We start from the raw sequence: 18,446 nt of genomic DNA, 5'->3' as shown, positions 1-18,446 counted from the left end.
GCGTTGAGAGGTCGCCAGCGCAAATCCGCAATCTCATTCCATGCGACGGCCGACCGTATTCTTCGGGCCATGCATTCACCCTCCAGCCCTCCCGATTTCATGACCGCTACCCGGCCCTCCGGCTGGGTGCAGAGCGGTGACCGCTGGGACCTGTGGTGGAACGGCCGCTGTGTGGCCAGCGTCGTGCCGCATGCCGTGCTCGGCGTCCGCCTGTTCCTCGCCGCGCGGAAATCACCCCAGCCCAAGGTCGTGGCCGCCGTGAATGCTCGCCAGGCCAAGCGCTACGCCGAGCGATGGTGTGCCGCCCGGCTTTGCCCGCAGTTGCGGTTGCGCGATGCGGTGGCGCGGCTGGTAGATACCGGTGCTCTATCACCTCCGGCGCCTACGCGGGAGCAGCGGCAGCAGGCCCGCCGCCTGGCCGAGGCCGGGGCGGGGGAGATGGGACGGATCAAGGCGGCGCTGGCGCCGCGGCCCCCGGCGATGCTGGCCAGGCCCGAGGTGCCGGGGCGGGGTGGAGCCTGGTCGATACCAGGCCAGGCTCCGTCAACCCGGCGGCCGGAAGGGAGTGCGTTCCCGGCCAAGGCTACGCCGAAAGTTCCTCGCGCACGATCCTTGCCCCTTCGCTGAGCGCACGCAGCTTGCCCCGTGCCACTTCACGGGCCAGTGGCGCCATGCCGCAGTTGGTGCTCGGGTAGAGCTTGTCGGCATCCACGAACTGCAGCGCCTTGCGCAGGGTGCTGGCCACGTCTTCAGCCGTCTCCACCGTGCTGGAAGCCACATCGATGGCGCCGACCATCACCTTCTTGCCGCGCACCAGCTCGATCAGGTCGATCGGCACGTGCGAGTTGTGGCATTCCAGCGAGATGATGTCGAGGTTGGAGGTCTGCAGCTTCGGGAACGACTCTTCATACTGGCGCCACTCCGAGCCCAGCGTCTGCTTCCAGTCGGTGTTGGCCTTGATGCCGTAGCCGTAGCAGATGTGCACGGCGGTCTCGCACTTCAGTCCTTCGATCGCACGCTCCAGTGCGGCCACGCCCCAGTCGTTCACTTCGTCGAAGAACACGTTGAAGGCGGGCTCGTCGAACTGGATGATGTCGACGCCAGCGGCTTCCAGCTCCCTCGCTTCCTCGTTGAGGATCTTCGCGAATTCCCAGGCCAGCTTCTCTCGGCTCTTGTAGTGCGCGTCGTACAGGGTGTCGATCATGGTCATCGGGCCGGGCAGGGCCCACTTGATCGGTTGCGTGGTCTGCCGGCGCAGGAACTTCGCATCCTCCACGAACACCGGCTTGGGCCGGCTCACGGCGCCGACCACGGTCGGCACGCTGGCGTCGTAGCGGTTGCGGATGCGCACGGTTTCGCGCTTCTCGAAATCGACGCCGCTGAGGTGCTCGATGAAGGTGGTGACGAAGTGCTGCCGGGTCTGCTCACCGTCGCTGACGATATCGATGCCGGCGTGCTGCTGTTCCTGCAGGGACAGGCGCAGGGCATCCTGCTTGCCTTCGGTCAGGCCTTCATCCTGCAGCTTCCAGGGCGACCAGAGCTTTTCGGGCTCTGCCAGCCAGGAGGGCTTGGGCAGGCTGCCGGCGGTGGAGGTAGGGAGCAGTTTCTTCGTCGACATTGCGTTCTGTGTCCTGGGGCGAATGGGGAATCGGTGGATCAGCGGGCAGCCCACTGCTCAAGCACGGCGCGATACGGCTTGATGAAGTGCTCTTCGGTGAATTTGCCCTGCTTGACCGCCAGCTGGCTGCGCTCTTCGCGGTCGTAGACGATGCGGGTGGAGGAGTAGTCCTGGTGCTTCAGGCTGGGCTGATAGACCTTGCCGGCCACGGAATTGGCGTTGTAGATCTCCGGCCGGTAGATCTTCTGGAATGCCTCCATCGTGCTGATGGTGCCGATCAGCTCCAGGTTCGAGTAGTCGCCCAGCAGGTCGCCCTGGAAGTAGAACGCCAGCGGCGCGACGCTGCCCGGCGGCATGAAATAGCGCACCTGCAGGCCCATCTTGTCGAAGTACTGGTCGGTGGGGGAGAACTCGCCCTGGCGATACTCCACGCCCAGGATGGGATGGTGGTTCTCGGTACGATGGTAGGTCTTGCTGCTGGAGACGCTGATGCAGATTACCGGCCCCTTGCTGAAATTGGCGCGGTAGGCCTCCGATTCCAGGAAGTGCTGGAACAGCTTGCCGTGAAGATCACCGAAGCCTTCCGGAATGCCGAAGGTGGCCTTTCCCTCGTTGCTGGCCGGCAGTACCACGCTGAAGTCGTAGTCGCGCACATAGGACGAGAAGTTGTTGCCGACGATGCCCTCGGTGCGCGCGCCGGTGTGCGTGTCGACGATGGTCGGGCGCAGCACTTCGATCAGCGGGAACGGATCGCTGCCGTCGGCTCCATCGATGTGCATCTCCACCGAGATGATGTCCAGCTCAACGGCGTAGCGGTCCGCACTCGGGTTGTCCCAGTGCGCCAGATCGTTGAAGCGGTTGTTGATCATGCTGATCGTGTTGCGCAGGTTCTCCTGGCGGGACTCGCCGCGAGCCAGGTTGGCGAAGTTGGTGGTGATGCGCGTGCCGTCAGCGGGCTGGTAGTCCTCGTTGAAAGGGATGCGCGTGATGCTGAAGGTGAAGTTCTCGGTCGTCATGGGCGGCGTTCCGGGTTGCGGGGGTGACATCCGAATGCGGGTCGCTGGCATTCGGCATTCAAAGCACTGCAGCGGTCTCGGCAGTGGCAGGCGCTGCGCGATGGGACAGGGCAAGCAGGGGCAGTGCCCGCTGCACTGCCAGCCGTGCGCGCTGGATCAGGGCCTCGTTGTGCACGCGGCCCTCGGCGAAATCGCGGTCGGTGGCGTAGACGCCGAGGGGCAGGGTGCGCGCCTGGAAGAAGCTGAAGAGCGGCCGCAGCTGATGGTCGATCACCAGTGCGTGGCGCTCGCTGCCGCCGGTGGCGGCCAGCAGGATGGGGGTGTCGACCAGCGCATCCTGGTGGATGAAATCGAAGAAGTGCTTGAACAGGCCGGTGTACGAACCGCGGTAGACCGGCGTGGCCACCACCAGTACGTCTGCCTGTTCAACGGCCACCAGCTGCCGCTCCACAGCCTCGGGCAGCTGCGAGCGCCACAGCGCACCGGCCAACTGCGGCGCCAGTTCGCCCAGCTCGATCAGGTGCGGCTCGCAGGCAACGTCCTCGCCGATCAGGTCCAGCAGGTACTCGGCCAGGGTTGCAGCCCTGGAGGGGCGCTGCAGTCCGCCGGAGACGGCGACGATACGGAGGGGGCGGGTCATCTGTTCGCTTTCAGCAGGAGGGGGAACTCCTTCGGGCGATCTGCGGGGGCGCAGTCCTGCAGGCCGGCGAGGTGACCGGGCTGGCAGGCAACCGAAGGCATGACCCGATCCTAGTCATGCCCTTCCATGACGTAAAATGGTATTACTTCACCAATCCATGAGCGGTATTCATCGTCATGTTGGAACGGATCCACCTCAGCATCGTGCAGCAGGTCGAGCAACTGGGCTCGCTGACTGCTGCCGCCGGCGTGCTCAACCTGACCCAGTCAGCCCTGAGCCACAGCATGAAGAAGCTGGAGCAGCAGCTCGGCACCGATGTCTGGCTGCGCGAAGGCCGCAGCCTGCGCTTGACCCAGGCCGGGCAGTACCTGCTGGCGGTGGCCAACCGCGTGCTGCCGCAGCTGGACCTGGCCGAGGAGCGCCTGGGCCAGTTCGCACAGGGCGAGCGCGGCGCACTGCGCATCGGCATGGAATGCCATCCCTGCTACCAGTGGCTGCTGAAGATCGTCTCGCCGTACCTGGCCGCCTGGCCGGACGTCGATGTGGACGTAAAGCAGAAGTTCCAGTTCGGCGGTATTGGCGCGCTGTTCGGCTACGAGATCGACCTGCTGGTCACGCCCGATCCGCTGCTGAAGCCGGGCCTGAAGTTCGTGCCCGTGTTCGACTACGAGCAGGTGCTGGTGGTGGCCAGGAATCACGCCCTGGCCAAGGTGGATCACGTAAAGCCGCGCCAGCTCGGCCAGGAAGTGCTGATCAGCTACCCGGTGCCGTTCGAGCGCCTGGACATCTACAACCAGTTCCTGCTGCCGGCCGGCATCACGCCGCGGCGCCACAAGACCATCGAAACCACCGACATCATGATGCAGATGGTGGCCAGCGGCCGTGGCGTGGCCGCGATGCCGCGCTGGCTGGTGGAGGAATATGCCGCACGCATGGACGTGGTGCCGGTGCGCCTGGGGGCGAAGGGCATTCCCAAGCAGATCTACCTGGGTGCGCGTGAGGCCGATACGGGTATCGACTATCTGCAGGCCTTCGTCGAGCTGGCCCGGAACAGCACGCCGATCGCCGGCAATGCAGGCGGAGCCCGTTGATGCCCGCACCTGGATCGCAGCGGACGGAAACCTTCATCGACGCGTTTTCTCTGGAAGTGAGCGCGAAGGCCATGCCGGCACTGCGTGCGGAAGCGGATCGCATCGCTCCGGGAACGACGATCTCGATCCCTTACCTGGCGAGCGAGGACGACGACGCCCGGCTGGCGGCCGCGTGCACGGTGCGCGAACTCGGCTTCGAACCGATGCCCCATCTCTCTGCCCGCCGCATCGGGTCGCGTGCGGCGCTTGCGCGGTTCCTGGAACGCGCCACCAGCGAAGCGGGGGTAGAGAAGTGCCTGCTGATCGCCGGTGATCTTTCCGCGCCCGCAGGGCCGTTTGCCGACAGTACCTCGATCATCGAGACCGGCCTTCTTGAGCGTTACGGCATCAAGGTTGTGGCCATCGGCGGGCATCCGGAAGGCCATCCGGTGATGACCGCCGAGGACCGGTGGCACGTGTTGGAACGCAAATGCCAGGCCATCGAGGCGAGAGGCATGGCACCGCTGATCATCACCCAGTTCGCCTTCGATGCCGATATCGTGCTGGCCTGGCTGGATGCGCTGCGCGCCCGTGGCATCACGGTTCCGGTACTGGTGGGCGTGCCGGGCCCGGCCAGCATTGCGCGGCTGGCGCGCTACGCCGCGATGTGCGGCGTGGGTGCCAGTGCATCGATGCTGGCGCGGTACGGCATCTCGATCGGCCGGCTGCTGGGAACGGCAGGGCCGGAGGTGTTCATGGATCGCCTGCTGAGTGGGCTGACGGACGCCCATGGCCCGGTCAGCCCGCACTTCTTCCCGTTCGGTGGCATTGCGCCATCACTGGGCTGGATAGAGCGGTACCGGCGGCGCACGTCGACCGCCAACGTTTGATGCTCTATCGATGATCGCGTGGCTGGGCCCTTCAGCCCGGCAGTTCGCACTTCATCTTGCCGTCCACGTAGTACGGCTTGGGTACGTTCGGGTTCTCGCTGGTCTTCTCGAAGACCACCTCGAACGAAGCCGCATCGGGCGAGCCCTTGCGGTCGGTGCACGCGTCCTGCAGCTTCTTCTTGACCGCCGCGATGCCCGCATCGCGATTGGCACCGTCGGCGCTGTTGGTCAGGTTCACGGTTTCGGCCGAGGCCAGTGGGCTCAGTGCAAGCAGGCAGCCGGTCAACATCAGGGTGTGCAGTCTGGTCATGCCGCGTACCTCATGGGTCTCCAATGAGGCTCCAGCATAGAGCGGGGCTGTTAACGGCCTGTGGCCGCCCCGGCTTCGGGGCCGGTTCTCCCGCATTCGTCGTCGAACACGGGAGTCTGGTCGGATGCCTCCCCTTGGCCCGGCGTGTTCGGCTAGGCTGCAGCGACTGACCGCAAGGATGAAGGCCCTCATGATCCGCTGGCTGTTCCTCGCGCTTGCCGCGCTGCCGCTCGCTGCCGGGGCCGTGGTCATCCGCCACGACGTGGACGATGCCCGTTACCGGATCGAGGGATCAGAATTTCCCGCCCTGGCCGACATGCCGGGTGAAGGGCAGGGTGTTCTGATCGCCCCGCAGTGGGTGCTGACCGCAGCGCATGCCGCACCGATGAAGGGTATGGGGCAGACCATCGCCATCAACGGCAAGGACTACGGCGTGGAACGTGTGGTCGTGCATCCGGGCTACAGGCGAATGCCGGAAGCCTTGGGCAAGGAAGCACTGGCCACGGGGAGCCCGGCGAAGATCCATGCGTTCCTGGCCGGATCGGATGACATTGCGCTGATCAGGCTCACGGCCCCCGTGAACGATGTGCAGCCCGTGTCGCTCTATCGCGGCAGTGCCGAGGTCACGCAGGTCGCCGCCTTGATCGGAAAGGGCGCCACTGGCAATGGGGCGATTGGACTGGTGCCGGGCGGGCCGCATCGCACATCGCTGCGGCGCGCATACAACGCCATTACCGGTGGCAATGATCGCTACCTCTGGTATCGGTTCGATGCCCCGCCACAGGGCCTCCCACTGGAAGGCGTATTGGGCAACGGCGACAGTGGCGGCCCGCTGGTCATCGGGGAACACGGCGCGTGGCAGCTGGTGGGGCTGGGCTCGTGGATCAGCGCCGTTCCCGAGCATGCTCTTGAAGCCGGCTTCTATGGCCAGGTGGTGCACAACGTGCGGGTATCGCGCTATGTGGGCTGGATCGAGAGCGTCCTGGGCGCGCCCGACTACCGCCGCTCCGTAACACTCGAAGACTGACAGCTGTCACTGGCCGCGGGCCGCGTGATTGCCAATAGTGAGCGCCATGGCGAGGACACCTCGCTACCACTCATCACAAGGGGACCGCTCGTGAACATGCTCCAGCAGATCGTCTCGCAGACACCCGCCTGGGTCTGGCTTCTCCTGGCGTTCCTGGTCACACGCGGCATTGCCGCGATGAAGCCGGGCGAAACGTCACTGCAGAAACTGGCCGTCGTGCCTGCGCTGTTCACCGTCTGGGGCGCCTGGTCGATCAGCCATCGCTATGGAGTGTCCTGGAGCGCCTGGGGCAAGTGGCTGGCCGGCATCGGCACCGGCGCGGCACTGGGATGGCTGCTGCTGGGCCACGTGAAGCTGACCCTGGATGGCGCTACCGGAAAGCTCTGGCGCAACGCGGACTTCAGCCTGCTGCCGCTGCTGCTGATCACCTTCCTGGTGAAGTACGGCTTCGAAGTCGCATTTGCGGTGTCGCCGCCATTGATCGCCAATGCCGGCGCCAGTGCGGCCTACCTGCTGCTGTCAGGGGGCTTCACCGGCCTCTTCATTGGCAAGTACTGCCGCTATCTGGCCTCGTTGCGACTGGACGCGGCGGCGAAAGGGTGGAAAGCGGCAACCTGAACCTCATTTGCGCGTGACGCGTCACGCTAATGCTGGTTTCAGTGGCACGGGCAGGAAGGTGCGCCGCCACTGGCGGGGCCCCCAGCTCAGCATGCTGGTAGCGGGCATCGTTCCGGATGCCCGCTGCCCAAGCCGCATCATTTCGGCATCAGTACAGTGTCGATCACGTGGATCACGCCATTGGACTGGCCTACATCAGCAATGCTGATGCCCGCTTTGCCTCCCTTGGCATCGATAACCCACAGCTTGCCTTCGTGGAGAGAGATCGTAAGTGGTTCGCCCTGCACGGTCTTCAGCGTCGCCTTCCCGCCATGCTTCCTGGCGTCTGCAACGAGCTGCACGGAAGTGTAGGTGCCTGGCACCACGTGGTAGGTAAGAATCTTGGTCAGTTGTGCCTTGTTTTCCGGTTTAACTAAGGTGTCGACAGTCCCGGCAGGCAGCTTGTCAAAGGCTGCATTGGTAGGGGCGAAGACGGTGAAGGGACCCGCCCCGTTGAGGGTGTCGACCAGGCCCGCCGCCTTGACTGCGGCGACCAGGGTCGTGTGGTCCTTGGAGTTGATGGCGTTCTCGACGATGGTCTTGGTCGGATACATCGCTGCGCCACCAACCATGACAGTGTTGGCGGCGAAGCTGGAAGAAGCTGCTGAAACAAGGACGGCGAGGCTGACTGCGGCGGAAATTCGCTGGAGAGCGTTCACGGTGCGACCCTCGGATTGGCGCCCGCAATGCGCGGGCATCCTCATTACGGCCCGGGGCGCGGATTGGATGCAGCGGATTCTGCTCCAATCGTTTCGCGCCACGCAGTTCGGCAGGAAGGCCGCCATTGGCTTGGCTTACAGGCTCCAATCAACCCGCATGCCGGCGATCAACGCATTCGGCAGGTCGCGCTGGCGGGCGGGTTCGTTGAACTGGTCCGGATGCACGATGTAGTGCAGGTTCGGTGCGATCCGGAGCTGCGGGGTGAGCTGGATGCCATAGCTCAGTTCCATCATCACCTGGCTCCCGTGCGGCGTGCCGCTACCGCCTGCCGCGGCACGGGCAAGGCGCAGGTCCTCCAAGGCGATGCTGCTGTACTTCTGCTGGGTCACAACGAACGCGATGCTGTCCTGCGGCCGGCCGGCGAACGTGCCTTTCTGCACCACGCCCGCCTGCAGGAAATGATCCTCGATCAGCTGGCCGGAGGTGCCCTTGAGCGCCGCACCGAACAGGGTCAGGCCGCGCCCGGCACCATCCCCGGTGAGTTGCTGCTCGAAGCGGGCGAACACCCCGGAGCGACCACGGCGGTTCGCGTAGTCCTGGCCACTAAGCAGCGCCGGGGTGCCGTTGGCATCGCGCAGCGGATCCAGATAGGTCGAGTTGTCCTGCCAGCCACCGAGTTCGTAGCGGGCTTTCAGTCGTGCCGAAGCAGGGCTGCGCCAACCGAGCGTGTAGGGCACGATCCAGCCGGTGGCCTGACTGGTACTCCATTTCAGGCCGTGCTGGCCGTCCTCGGCCTGGCTGGGATCGACCTGGTAGGCGCCGACGCGCACATAGACATCGGGCGTCACCCAGGCCGTGGCATCGGCCATCCAGCTCGATACCGGCCACCAGGTGAAACTGCTGGTGCGGAACACGTAGGTCGGGTTGCCGCAGGCCGAATTGCCCTGGAAGTACTGGCACAGCTCCGAACCGAGGTGATGGATGTTGGCGACGCTGCGCCCGGCTTCCAGCACCAAACGGTCGTTCAGCAGTTTCTGTTCAAGCGTCAGGTTGGCCAGGCGCGTGCCCTGGCCGCCGTAGATTTCCTGCACCGAGGTGCTGTTGCCGGTACGGCTGTTGGCCAGGTTGGTGCCATGGCGGTTGATGCCGTAGGCCTTGATCGTCGCGCCCCGCCAGCCAAACGCAGCGTTCAGGTTCACGTCGGCACCGAACATCAGCTGGCCGGCATACGCCGTGCCGCCGCGCTTGCCGCCATCGAGCGTGGCGGCTGCCTCGCCGGTGTATGCCAGCTTGGGGGTGAAGACGTCACTCGCGTCGGCGGCTGCGGCCACGGACGGCAGGGCCAGCAGGATCGCTAACGGCAACAGGCGGCGGGAAGGGGAGGTCATGGGCGAGGTTCCGTTTACAGGGTGGGAGCCGTGACCGGCTTCTTGAGGACGCGCAGCGCGACGGCGGTGACGGCCACGCCGGCCACCAATGCCAGCAGGTAGACGCCAAGGTGCGTGACTGCGTTCGGGATCGGCAGCACGAACACGCCACCGTGCGGCACCTTCAGCTCGACGCCTGCGGCCATCGAGATCGCACCGGCCACGGCCGAGCCGAGGATCAGCGCCGGAATGGTGCGCAGCGGATCGCGTGCGGCGTAGGGGATCGCGCCCTCGGTCACGAAGCTGAGGCCGAGCACGCCCGCGGCACCGGCGGTGCCGCGCTCCTCGGCGGTGAAGCGGTTGCTGAACAGCCATGTGGCCAACGCGATGCCCAGCGGCGGCGTCATGCCGCCGATCATCGTCGCAGCCATCGGCGTGTAGACCTGGCTGGAAATCAGTGCGGTGGAGAACGCGTAGGAGGCCTTGTTGACCGGCCCGCCCATGTCCACCGCCATCATTCCGCCCAGCAGCAGGCCGAGCAGGATCGCGCTGCTGCCCTGCATGCCGCGCAACCAGTCGGTCAGCCAGGCCAGCAGTCCGGCGACCGGGGTGCCGATCACATACATCATCAGCAAGCCGACCAGCAGCGTGCCCAGCACCGGCAGGATCAACACCGGCTTGAGGCCTTCCAGGCTGCGCGGCAGGCGCAGCGCACGATTGATCCAGTGCACACCGTAGCCGGCGATGAAGCCGGCCAGGATGCCGCCGATGAAGCCCGCATCCATGTTGACTGCCACCAGTCCGCCGATCATGCCCGGCGCGATACCCGGGCGATCGGCGATGGAGTAGGCGATGTAACCGGCCAGCGCCGGCACCATCAACATGAAGCCGGACTTGGCGCCGATCTGGAACAGCGACCAAGCCAGCGTGCCCTTGTGTGCATCGTCGAAGGCATAGATGCCGCCGAGCGCGAACGCCAGTGCGATCAGCAGGCCACCGGCAGTGACGAACGGCAGCATGAACGACACGCCGGTCATCAGGTGCTTGTAGGGACCGGTGACCTTGGCCTTTTCGGTGGTGCGGCCTGAAGCCGCCGTACCCGCCTGCACGCTGGCCTCGGCCAGCGCCTTGCGGATCAGGCTCTGGCCGTCATTGATCGCCGGCTTGGTGCCGCTCTTGAACAGGCGTTTGCCAGCAAAGCGTGACAGATCGACTTCGCGGTCGGCGGCGATCAGCACCAGGTCGGCGGCAGCGATTTCTTCGTCGCTCAATGCGTCCTGCGCGCCGACCGAGCCCTGGGTTTCCACCCGGATCGCGTGGCCCAATGCCTTGGCGGCTTGCTGCAGGCCTTCGGCCGCCATGAACGTGTGGGCGATGCCGGTCGGGCAGGAGGTGACGGCGACGATGTGCTTGCTGGCGTCCGCGGCGGGCGCGGTTCCGGACGTCGCGGCAAGCTGCGCCAGCACGGCAAGCGGGTCGTCCAGCACCTCACCGAGGCTGGCGCGTACGATCTGGGCGCTGCCGAAGCGCGCGGGATCCGCCTCGCCGTCACCCACCAGCAGCAGCTGCGTTGCGGCGGCGGCCTGCGTGGCGGGCAGTGCCCCGGTCACGCCCTGGTCGCTGCGGATTTCGATCGCCAGTTCAGCCCCTTGCTGGCGGGCGGCGCGGCGCAGCGCTTCGGCGGCAAGCACCGCCTCGATGCTGCGTTCGCCGGCGGCGATGACTACGGTGGAAGCTTGCATGGGCACTCCTGGAATTCTTCGGGTTCGTCCTTGCAGGAGGGGGCGGGCCAGCCGCAGCTCCCTCTGCAGGGGTTTCAATCCAACCGCTCGATCAGTACATCGCCGGTCCACGCGCGCACCTGTGCCGGATCCAGCCGTCGCGCGTCGCCGCTCTCCAGCCGGCTCATCGAGAACGCCGTCGCCAGTCGTGCGCACGCTGCCAGATCGAGGGAGGGCTGCAGCAAGGCGGCGGCGATGCCGGCGACCATGGCATCGCCAGCACCGACCGTGCTGCCGCGTGCCAGTCGCGGCGGTCGCGCGATCAGGACGCCGCTGCGATCAATGAACAACGCGCCGTCGGCGCCCATCGAGATCGCCACAAGCGCAACTCCGCGTTCGACCAAGGCGTGGCCTGCGGCCCGCAGGGCGCTGCGATCCGGCAGCGGCGTACCGGTCCAAGCCTCCAGTTCGTGGCGGTTGGGCTTGATCGCGTAGGGCAGTGCGCCCTGTGCGCCGCTCAACGCCGCGGCCAGCGCGTCGCCACTGGTGTCCAGCAGTACGCGCGCACCGGCGGCGCTCGCCTGCGCCTGCAGTCTCGCCCATGCATCGGCTGGCAGCCCGGACGGCAGGCTGCCGGACAGCACCACCGGCAGGTCCGGCTGGAGCAGGGCGTCGAGTCGGCGCGATACCGCGTCCAGATCGGCATCACGCAGTGACAGGCCGGGCAGGTTGATGTCGGTGGTCTCGCCGTTGGCCTCTTCGACCAGCTTGATGTTGGTGCGGGTGCGGCCCGCAATGCGCAGGCAAGCGTCTGCGATGCCGCGCTCGGCGAACAGTGCGCTGAACACGCCGTCGTTGCCATCGCCGAGCACGCCCAGCGCGGTGGTCGGCACACCCCAATCGGCCAGGCAGGCGGCCACGTTGATGCCCTTGCCGCCGGCGTCGTCGCGGGTGCTGCGGGCACGATGCACATGGCCCGGTTGCAGGTGCGCCAGCCGCACGGTCTGGTCGATCGCCGGGTTCAAGGTAACGGTGACGGCGCGGGCGCTCATGCGCGCACTCCATCGAGGGCACGTACCTGCTCGGCGGTTTCGCAGTCGAGTGCACTATTGGCCAACGCCTGCAGATCGGTCATCGCGTTGCCACGCAGGCGTGCCTTCACGGCCGGGATGTCGTTCGGGGTCATCGACAGTTCGTCCACGCCCAGGCCGGCCAGCAGCATTGCACCGAAGGGATCGCCGGCCAAGCCGCCGCAGACGCCAACCCAGCGCCCATGCAGGCGTGCACCTTCCACCGTGGCGCGGATCGCGCGCAGCACGGCCGGGTGCAGGCTGTCGGCCTCGGCGGCGAGTTCCGGGTTCTGGCGGTCGATCGCCAGCACGTACTGGGTCAGGTCGTTGGTGCCGATCGAGAAGAAGTCGGCATGGCGCGCCAGTACATCGCTCTGGGCTGCTGCGGCAGGGACTTCAATCATGATCCCGATCGGCACTTCGGGTGCCTCAAGCGCGGCGCGCAACCGTTCGCAGATGGCGCGCAGTGCGATCAGCTCGGGCACCGAGGTGATCATCGGAAACATGATGGACAGGCGTGCGCCGTCCTTCGCCGCGCGATACAGCGCACGCAGCTGTGGTTCCAGCAGGTCGGGGCGGCGCAGCAGCAGGCGCGCGCCACGCACGCCGAGGAACGGATTTTCCTCGCGTGGCAGCTCCAGGTGAGCGACCTGCTTGTCGCCACCGATATCGAGCGCGCGCACGATCAGCGGGCGGCCGTCGAGTGCCTTGGCCATCGCCACGTACGTGGCGTACTGCTCATCCTCGCTGGGCGTGCTCCCGCGCTCGAGGAACAGGAATTCGGTGCGCATCAGGCCGACGCCTTCCGCGCCCTGCTCCAGTGCCAGCGGCACCTGCTCGGGCAGGTTGACGTTGGCGCCGATGTCGATGCGGTGGCCGTCAGGGGTCTGTGCCGGCTGCGCGCGTTGCGCCGCTTCACGCTCGCGAATCTGCTGCTGTTCGGCGATCCACGCACGGGCCGAGGCGAGATCGGCCTCGGACGGAGACAGATAGAGGCGCCCGCTGCTGCCATCGATGATCGCCTCGCGGCCCGGGCTGATCGCCAGCAGCTCCGCGCCCGCGGCGACCAGCGCCGGCAGGCCCAACGTGCGTGAGAGGATCGCGGTGTGCGAGGTCGGTCCGCCCTGTGCGGTGGCAAGGCCGAGCACGCGACCGGTATCGAGGTTGGCCGTGTCGGACGGCGACAGGTCCGCGGCGAGCAGGATGCAGGGTTGAGCAGGCAGGTCGGCAAGGCCGCCACCCGCTGCGGACGGATCAAGCTGTGCCAGTACGCGCCGGCCCACGTCACGCAGATCGGCGGCGCGCCCGGCCAGCACCGGATTGCCCAGGGCAGTCAGCCCGGAGGCGACCTGCTCGATGGCCTGGTGCCAGGACCATGCAACGCCATGGCCTTCGACCATCAGCTGGCAGGTACGGGTAATCAGATCGGTGTCGTCGAGCAGCGCGGCCTGCGCCTTGAAGATTGCCGCATCCGAGGCGCCGAGCCGGCGCTGGGTGTCGTCCTGCAGTGCAGCCAGCTGCTGGTGGGTGCGGCTGAGCGCCTCCTGCAGGCGTGCGCCGCCTTCGCCGAGCGGGGTGGGGCGGTCAGCAACGTCGGCATGCGTGCTGGCCAGCACATGCACCGGGCCGATCGCCAGGCCTGGGCTGGCGCCGATGCCGACGATCGCCGCCTGTGCGTCGGGCGGATTCCAGCCCGCAACCGGCGCGGCCTTGCGCTGCGCCGCGCGCTCGGCATCGGCCCTTTCCTGTGCCACCAGCCCGTCCATGACCTTGCGCAGCGCGGCCAGCAAGGCAGGGGCATCGGCGCCCTCAGCAGACACGCTGACCGCGTCGCCATGGCGCAACCCGAGCTGCAGCAGCGCCACCAGGCTCTTGGCATCGGCAGCCTGATCGCCCGCTCGGACCTGTGCGCGGGCCGCGAAGCCGCGCGCTGTTTCGGCCCAGCGCGTGGCCGGGCGTGCGTGCAGCCCGTTGGGATAGGCGATGGTCCAGTCGAAACGGTCGGCCAGGTCAGTCACCGGCACATTGGGGGCTGTGGTCGCAACATCGCCGGTCAGCGCGCTGATGATCTCGCTCGCATCTGCCGTGGTGAACAGGCGTTGCAGCGTTGCGTCATCCTGGATGAGTCGGGTCAGCCGGCGCAGCAGGGTGATGTGGGTATCGGACTGGGCGGCAATGCCGACCACCAAGCGGGTGACCTGGCCCGGATTCCACTCCACGCCTTGCGGGAACTGCAGCACGGCAATGCCATCGCGGCGCACCAGGTGACGGTCCTCGCCCAGCCCGTGCGGAATGGCCACGCCATGGCCGAGGAAGGTGTTCGCCAACGCCTCGCGACGCCCCATGCTGGCCTCGTAAGCCGGCGCAACGCAGCCGGCGGCGACCAGCATCTGCGCCACCTGGGCGATGGCGTCGGCCTTGTCGAGCGCCCGCGCATCCAGGCGGATCAGTTCCCGGCTGACGGGGGCTGGGGAGGTCAAGGGCTGCAAGGTGGGCTCCGGGAAGGGGGTGCTGTGGCATATTGGGAACGTTCCCAGTCTTCATTTCAATGTGCACTGCACAAAAAGCCAATAGTACTTTGGCGTTAGCATTGCCCTGAATGGCCATCCGGCCTCGAACAGTAAAAGTTTCCGGGAACGGTTCCAATGAGCATCAGCATCAACGACGTCGCGCGCGTGGCGGGGGTCTCCAAGTCCACGGTGTCGCGCGTGCTCGGCGGCGGCCCGGTCAGCGAGGCCGTGCGTGGCCGGGTGGAGGCGGCGATCCGCCAGACCGGCTATCACCCCAACCTGCAGGCACGGCGCCTGCGTGCCCGGCACACCGGCATCATCGGGCTGATCGTGGCGGACATCCGCAACCCGTTCTTCACGGCGCTGATCCGAGCGGTGGAGGAGGTTGCCTATCGTGAAGGCCTGCGCGTCACCCTCTGCAACACCGACGAGGACCCCGAGCGCGAGGCGCTGTATCTGCAGTTGATGCACGAGGAACGCATCAGTGGACTGATCTTTGCGCCCACCCGCACCACGGTGGGGCGCCTGGAACGGCTCGCACTGGGCTATCCGACGGTGCTGGTGGACCGCGCCGCACCCGGCGGGTCGATCGACAGCGTGGTGCTCGACAATCCGGCCGCGATGGCGGGCCTGGTCGAGCATCTGGTCGCGCGCGGCTATCGCCGTATCGGCGGCCTGTTCGGCAGCACCAGCACCACGGCGGCCGAGCGTCGCGACGGCTATCTCGCTGCGATGCGTACACATGGGCTTCAGCCGGATTACCGCGAAGTTGAGCCCACGGCTGAAGCGGCCATTGCAACGCTCGATCAGTGGCTGGCCGACCCATCACGGCCGGAGGCGCTGGTCGCCAGCAACAGCCTGCTGCTCATGGGAGCGTTGAAGGCGGCCCGCAGTGCAGGCCTGGCAATTCCGGACGCGCTGGCGCTGGCGGGCTTTGACAACGAACGCTGGACCGAACTGGTCGAGCCGGGCATCACCGTGATCGAACAGCCGGTCGAAGAGATGGGGCGCGCAGCGATGTCGCTGTTGCTTGAGCGCCTGCGCGAGCCGGAGCTGCCGGTACGCCGGCTGGTGATGACCGGTCGGTGCGTGGTGAGGGGATCAACGGCCTTGCGATGACCTCGCGGCTGTTTGCGGCCGTCCATCGATGGATACCCTCGCGCACATGTGGATCATGGCTGCTCCTTCGCCCGGTCCCATTCCGCCGATGATCGTGGCCGGTTTTACGAACAGGCGTCGCACGCATGGGCGCAGCATGTTCAGCTCAATCCTCGGACGTCGTCTGGCAGTTTCGATTCCTGGCGGACGATGTGATCCCGGGATGACCGCCCCGGAACGTAAGCGCACTGACAACGGCCAAGGCACAGGCACAAGCGCCCGCGTAAACCATGGCCAGTCGGTAGCCGAAAAGCAGCGACTGATGCGCTACGTCAAGGGACACTGCCTGGCCAGTGGCCGCCAGCTCATCCAGGTGCGCAGTACCTGCGGACAATCCCTCCGCAAGCGACCGCAGATGCGAAGGGTCACCGCCGGGCAGGTTCGTTTCAAGTGCGTAGTAGGTACCTTTCACCAGAATCAACCCCACCACCGCGATGTTGATGGCCAAGCTGATGAATCTGGCGCTGGTGTCCATGCCGGATGCCATGCCGGCGCGATCGCTGGGCACGGAACTGGTCGTCGTGTTGGTGACGGGCGTATTGATCACGCCCAGGCCCGAGCCCGCAAGAATGCAGCCTGGCAGCAGGGTCAACCAGCTCGCGTTTTCCGCGCCTGCACCGATCGCCATCATGAGCATCCCGCCGCCCATGGCAAACATCCCAGCGGGGATCACGCGCTCAGGCCCGAAGCGTACAGCGAGACGCTCGCCGTAAGGCGGCAGCAGCAGCGACGGCAATGTGTATGCCAGGACAGACAGGCCGGTCGCGATGCTTGAGTAGCCAAGTCCGTGCTGGAAGAACAGTGGCAGGTACACCATCAGTGGCCAGAAGCTGAAGTTCATGCCCATCGAGCCCAGCAATGCGCCCGAGAAGCGCCGGTTGCCGAAGATGGAAAAATCGAACATCGGGTCCGGCACCCTGCGCTCGACCGCGATGAATACCGCCAGGCTGATGACGGCAACCAGAGCGGCCGCCATGGAAGAGGCGCTTGCAAGGCCTGCAGGAATGCCCTGGGTGATGTACCAGGTGAAGGAAAAGACGGCCACTGACAGCGAGACGATTCCCGCAAGGTCCAGTTTCCGCTGGCTTGGCGCCCACGATTCCCGGATGCCCAGAACGGCGAGAGCCGTCGCGCCCACTGCCAGGGGCGCATGCACCAGGAACACCCAGCTCCAGCTGCTGATGACAACAACGCCAGCACCAATGACCGGCCCGAAACCCAGCCCTATGCCAAAGACCACGCCCCAGATGCCAAAGGCCTTGGCGCGCTGTGCGGAGTCACTGAACTGATGGGAAAGCACTGTAAACACGCAGACCAGCATTGCGCCTCCCGCCGCACCCTGCAGTGATCGAGCCACGATCAACGCCGTTCCGCTTCGAGCAAGGCCGCAGGCCAGGGATGTGATGCCGAACAGCAACAGGCTGATCACGAAGATGCGCTTGCGCCCGTACCGATCCGCCAGAGCGCCAGCCGCCATCAGCACCGTCGTGCAGGCGAGGGTGTAGGCATTCATGATCCACTGCAGGCCGCTGAAGCTGCTGCCAAGCTCTGTCTCCAGAATCGGCAGGATGACTGGCACGCTGGAGATTTCCAGCCCGAACATCAGGGAAGCCAAGCACGCCGCAGAAAGCGTCAGGCGGTCTCGAGCAGCAGGTGAAAGGGAAGTCATGGGTCTCCTCAGGCAGGTCCGGGATCTGGCGCACTGCCGGGGCGACTGCAGCTGCGCGTTTCAAGTGAGCGGCCATCTTGGAGGGACTTCCATGATGATAAAAATGATTTTATTTAATAGAATTGATCAATCCTCATCATGGATTGCCCCGGTGTTCTTTGACCCCGACCTGCTGCGCGCCTTTGTCGCCGTCGTAGAGACCGGCGGCTTCACCAAGGCGGGTGAGCGCATGAACCTCAGCCAGTCCGCCATCAGCCACCAGATCCGGAAGCTGGAAGAGCAGGCGGGCAGCGCCTTGCTGAAACGGACCACGAGAAGCGTGACACTCACCGAAGACGGCGAAGACTTCCTGCGACATGCCGAGCAGATTCTTGCTGCCCAGAGCCTGCTGGTTCGCCGGTTCCAGAGGGCTCCCGTTACCGGGGCAGTGCGCCTGGGTGTGCCGGAGACCTATGCCGGCGACCGGCTGACCGCAATGCTGTCGCGCTTCTCCCGCAGGTTCCCCGCGGTGCGGCTGGATGTAGCCGTGGAGTCCTATGGGGCGCTGAACGAACAGATACAGGCGGGAACACTCGACCTGGCGGTGAACCTGTTCCTGCGGGAGGACGTTGTGTGGCCGGTTCTGAGGCGGACACGTTTCGTCTGGGCCATCGGTTCGGGATTTGAGCACGAACCGGAAAAGACGCTGCCACTCGCACTCGCGCCCAGCCCGTGCATGCACCGCGACGTGTGCATCGGAGCACTTGTTGAAGCCGGCCTGGAATGGCGCGTCACCTTTACCTCGCCGAACCAGCAGGGCCTGCGATCGGCTGCGAAGTCCGGGCTCGCCATCACTGTCGCTCTCCAGGATGACATCCAGGATGGCCTGATGATTGCGGGCAGTGGACTGGGCCTTCCTGTGCTCCCCGCAGCGAGCTTCCGGCTGATGCGCAGTGCAGCCGTGCGGACGCCTGCGATCGAAGCGTTGGAGGAACAATTGCTTCGCGCAGGCGATGGCGCGTGTTCGGTCCGCGCACTCAGCGCGGTGGGCTGAAGCGCAGCGCACGCACATTCCAGACCAAGC

Annotated in this window: 17 protein-coding genes; 7 read left to right on the top strand and 10 right to left on the bottom strand. The window is 66.2% G+C overall.

What is annotated here, in order from left to right:
* The first annotated feature begins 3 nt into the window (after nucleotides 1-3).
* The gene (locus ACZK3W_RS11800; protein ID WP_258015729.1) at nucleotides 4-627 is read left to right on the top strand and encodes a hypothetical protein; all 624 of its coding nucleotides are present in this window, start codon (nucleotides 4-6) and stop codon (nucleotides 625-627) included.
* Here the strand turns inward: ACZK3W_RS11800 and ACZK3W_RS11795 are convergent.
* From ACZK3W_RS11795 to msuE, 3 genes are read right to left on the bottom strand one after another with little or no spacing between them, the layout of a single operon-like run.
* A complete protein-coding gene (locus ACZK3W_RS11795; protein WP_180837136.1) occupies nucleotides 584-1,618 on the bottom strand; it encodes a methionine synthase in 1,035 nt (344 codons plus the stop codon). The two genes, ACZK3W_RS11800 and ACZK3W_RS11795, sit on opposite strands and share 44 nt — an antisense overlap.
* Nucleotides 1,619-1,656: 38 nt before the next feature.
* Nucleotides 1,657-2,634: a DUF1852 domain-containing protein gene (locus tag ACZK3W_RS11790; protein ID WP_121503311.1), complete on the bottom strand. Its 978-nt coding sequence runs from the start codon at nucleotides 2,632-2,634 to the stop codon at nucleotides 1,657-1,659.
* 58 nt (nucleotides 2,635-2,692) lie between these two features.
* A complete protein-coding gene (gene msuE / locus ACZK3W_RS11785) occupies nucleotides 2,693-3,274 on the bottom strand; it encodes an FMN reductase (RefSeq protein ID WP_032127268.1) in 582 nt (193 codons plus the stop codon).
* 176 nt (nucleotides 3,275-3,450) lie between these two features.
* Here msuE and ACZK3W_RS11780 point away from each other — a divergent pair, with 176 nt between their 5' ends.
* Both ACZK3W_RS11780 and ACZK3W_RS11775 read left to right on the top strand, forming a co-directional pair.
* On the top strand, nucleotides 3,451-4,365 hold the full coding sequence (locus ACZK3W_RS11780; protein ID WP_197615181.1) for a LysR substrate-binding domain-containing protein: 915 nt from the start codon (nucleotides 3,451-3,453) through the stop codon (nucleotides 4,363-4,365).
* Nucleotides 4,365-5,234, top strand: a complete 870-nt coding sequence (locus tag ACZK3W_RS11775; RefSeq protein WP_197615226.1) for a methylenetetrahydrofolate reductase — start codon at nucleotides 4,365-4,367, stop codon at nucleotides 5,232-5,234. Before ACZK3W_RS11780 ends, ACZK3W_RS11775 begins: the two co-directional genes overlap by 1 nt.
* 31 nt (nucleotides 5,235-5,265) lie before the next feature.
* Here the strand turns inward: ACZK3W_RS11775 and ACZK3W_RS11770 are convergent, their stop codons facing one another.
* Nucleotides 5,266-5,544, bottom strand: a complete 279-nt coding sequence (locus ACZK3W_RS11770; protein WP_032127271.1) for a hypothetical protein — start codon at nucleotides 5,542-5,544, stop codon at nucleotides 5,266-5,268.
* Between the two features lie 190 nt (nucleotides 5,545-5,734).
* Here ACZK3W_RS11770 and ACZK3W_RS11765 point away from each other — a divergent pair, with 190 nt between their 5' ends.
* Together ACZK3W_RS11765 and ACZK3W_RS11760 are read left to right on the top strand one after the other, a co-directional pair.
* Nucleotides 5,735-6,571: a S1 family peptidase gene (locus ACZK3W_RS11765; RefSeq protein WP_197615180.1), complete on the top strand. Its 837-nt coding sequence runs from the start codon at nucleotides 5,735-5,737 to the stop codon at nucleotides 6,569-6,571.
* 96 nt (nucleotides 6,572-6,667) lie between these two features.
* Nucleotides 6,668-7,189, top strand: coding sequence for a DUF6622 family protein (locus ACZK3W_RS11760; protein WP_197615225.1), 522 nt, complete (start codon nucleotides 6,668-6,670; stop codon nucleotides 7,187-7,189).
* A 137-nt stretch (nucleotides 7,190-7,326) separates the two neighbouring features.
* Here the strand turns inward: ACZK3W_RS11760 and ACZK3W_RS11755 are convergent, their stop codons facing one another.
* The 5 genes from ACZK3W_RS11755 to ptsP form a co-directional block, all read right to left on the bottom strand.
* On the bottom strand, nucleotides 7,327-7,926 hold the full coding sequence (locus ACZK3W_RS11755; protein WP_197615224.1) for a fasciclin domain-containing protein: 600 nt from the start codon (nucleotides 7,924-7,926) through the stop codon (nucleotides 7,327-7,329).
* Nucleotides 7,927-8,022: 96 nt separating this feature from the next.
* Nucleotides 8,023-9,276: a carbohydrate porin gene (locus ACZK3W_RS11750; RefSeq protein ID WP_197615179.1), complete on the bottom strand. Its 1,254-nt coding sequence runs from the start codon at nucleotides 9,274-9,276 to the stop codon at nucleotides 8,023-8,025.
* 14 nt (nucleotides 9,277-9,290) lie between these two features.
* Complete coding sequence (locus ACZK3W_RS11745) at nucleotides 9,291-10,997, bottom strand: PTS fructose transporter subunit IIC (protein ID WP_197615178.1); 1,707 nt, start codon at nucleotides 10,995-10,997, stop codon at nucleotides 9,291-9,293.
* A gap of 74 nt (nucleotides 10,998-11,071) precedes the next feature.
* The gene (gene pfkB, locus ACZK3W_RS11740; protein ID WP_197615177.1) at nucleotides 11,072-12,028 is read right to left on the bottom strand and encodes a 1-phosphofructokinase; all 957 of its coding nucleotides are present in this window, start codon (nucleotides 12,026-12,028) and stop codon (nucleotides 11,072-11,074) included.
* Nucleotides 12,025-14,535: a phosphoenolpyruvate--protein phosphotransferase gene (gene ptsP / locus ACZK3W_RS11735; protein WP_197615176.1), complete on the bottom strand. Its 2,511-nt coding sequence runs from the start codon at nucleotides 14,533-14,535 to the stop codon at nucleotides 12,025-12,027. Before ptsP ends, pfkB begins: the two co-directional genes overlap by 4 nt.
* Nucleotides 14,536-14,691: 156 nt before the next feature.
* Here ptsP and ACZK3W_RS11730 point away from each other — a divergent pair, with 156 nt between their 5' ends.
* The gene (locus ACZK3W_RS11730; RefSeq protein ID WP_197615175.1) at nucleotides 14,692-15,675 is read left to right on the top strand and encodes a LacI family DNA-binding transcriptional regulator; all 984 of its coding nucleotides are present in this window, start codon (nucleotides 14,692-14,694) and stop codon (nucleotides 15,673-15,675) included.
* Nucleotides 15,676-15,820: 145 nt separating this feature from the next.
* On the opposite strand, the gene ACZK3W_RS11725 is transcribed toward ACZK3W_RS11730, so the two are convergent.
* Nucleotides 15,821-17,383, bottom strand: coding sequence for an MFS transporter (locus tag ACZK3W_RS11725; RefSeq protein WP_197615174.1), 1,563 nt, complete (start codon nucleotides 17,381-17,383; stop codon nucleotides 15,821-15,823).
* 91 nt (nucleotides 17,384-17,474) lie between these two features.
* On the opposite strand from ACZK3W_RS11725, the gene ACZK3W_RS11720 reads away from it, so the two are divergent.
* Complete coding sequence (locus tag ACZK3W_RS11720) at nucleotides 17,475-18,416, top strand: LysR family transcriptional regulator (protein WP_478449922.1); 942 nt, start codon at nucleotides 17,475-17,477, stop codon at nucleotides 18,414-18,416.
* Nucleotides 18,417-18,446 lie beyond the last annotated feature (30 nt).

The sequence above is a fragment of the Stenotrophomonas sp. 80084_Sma genome (genome assembly GCF_056481995.1).
The sequence above is the reverse complement of the archived record's forward strand: the minus strand, read 5'-3'. Positions and strand labels throughout refer to the sequence as shown.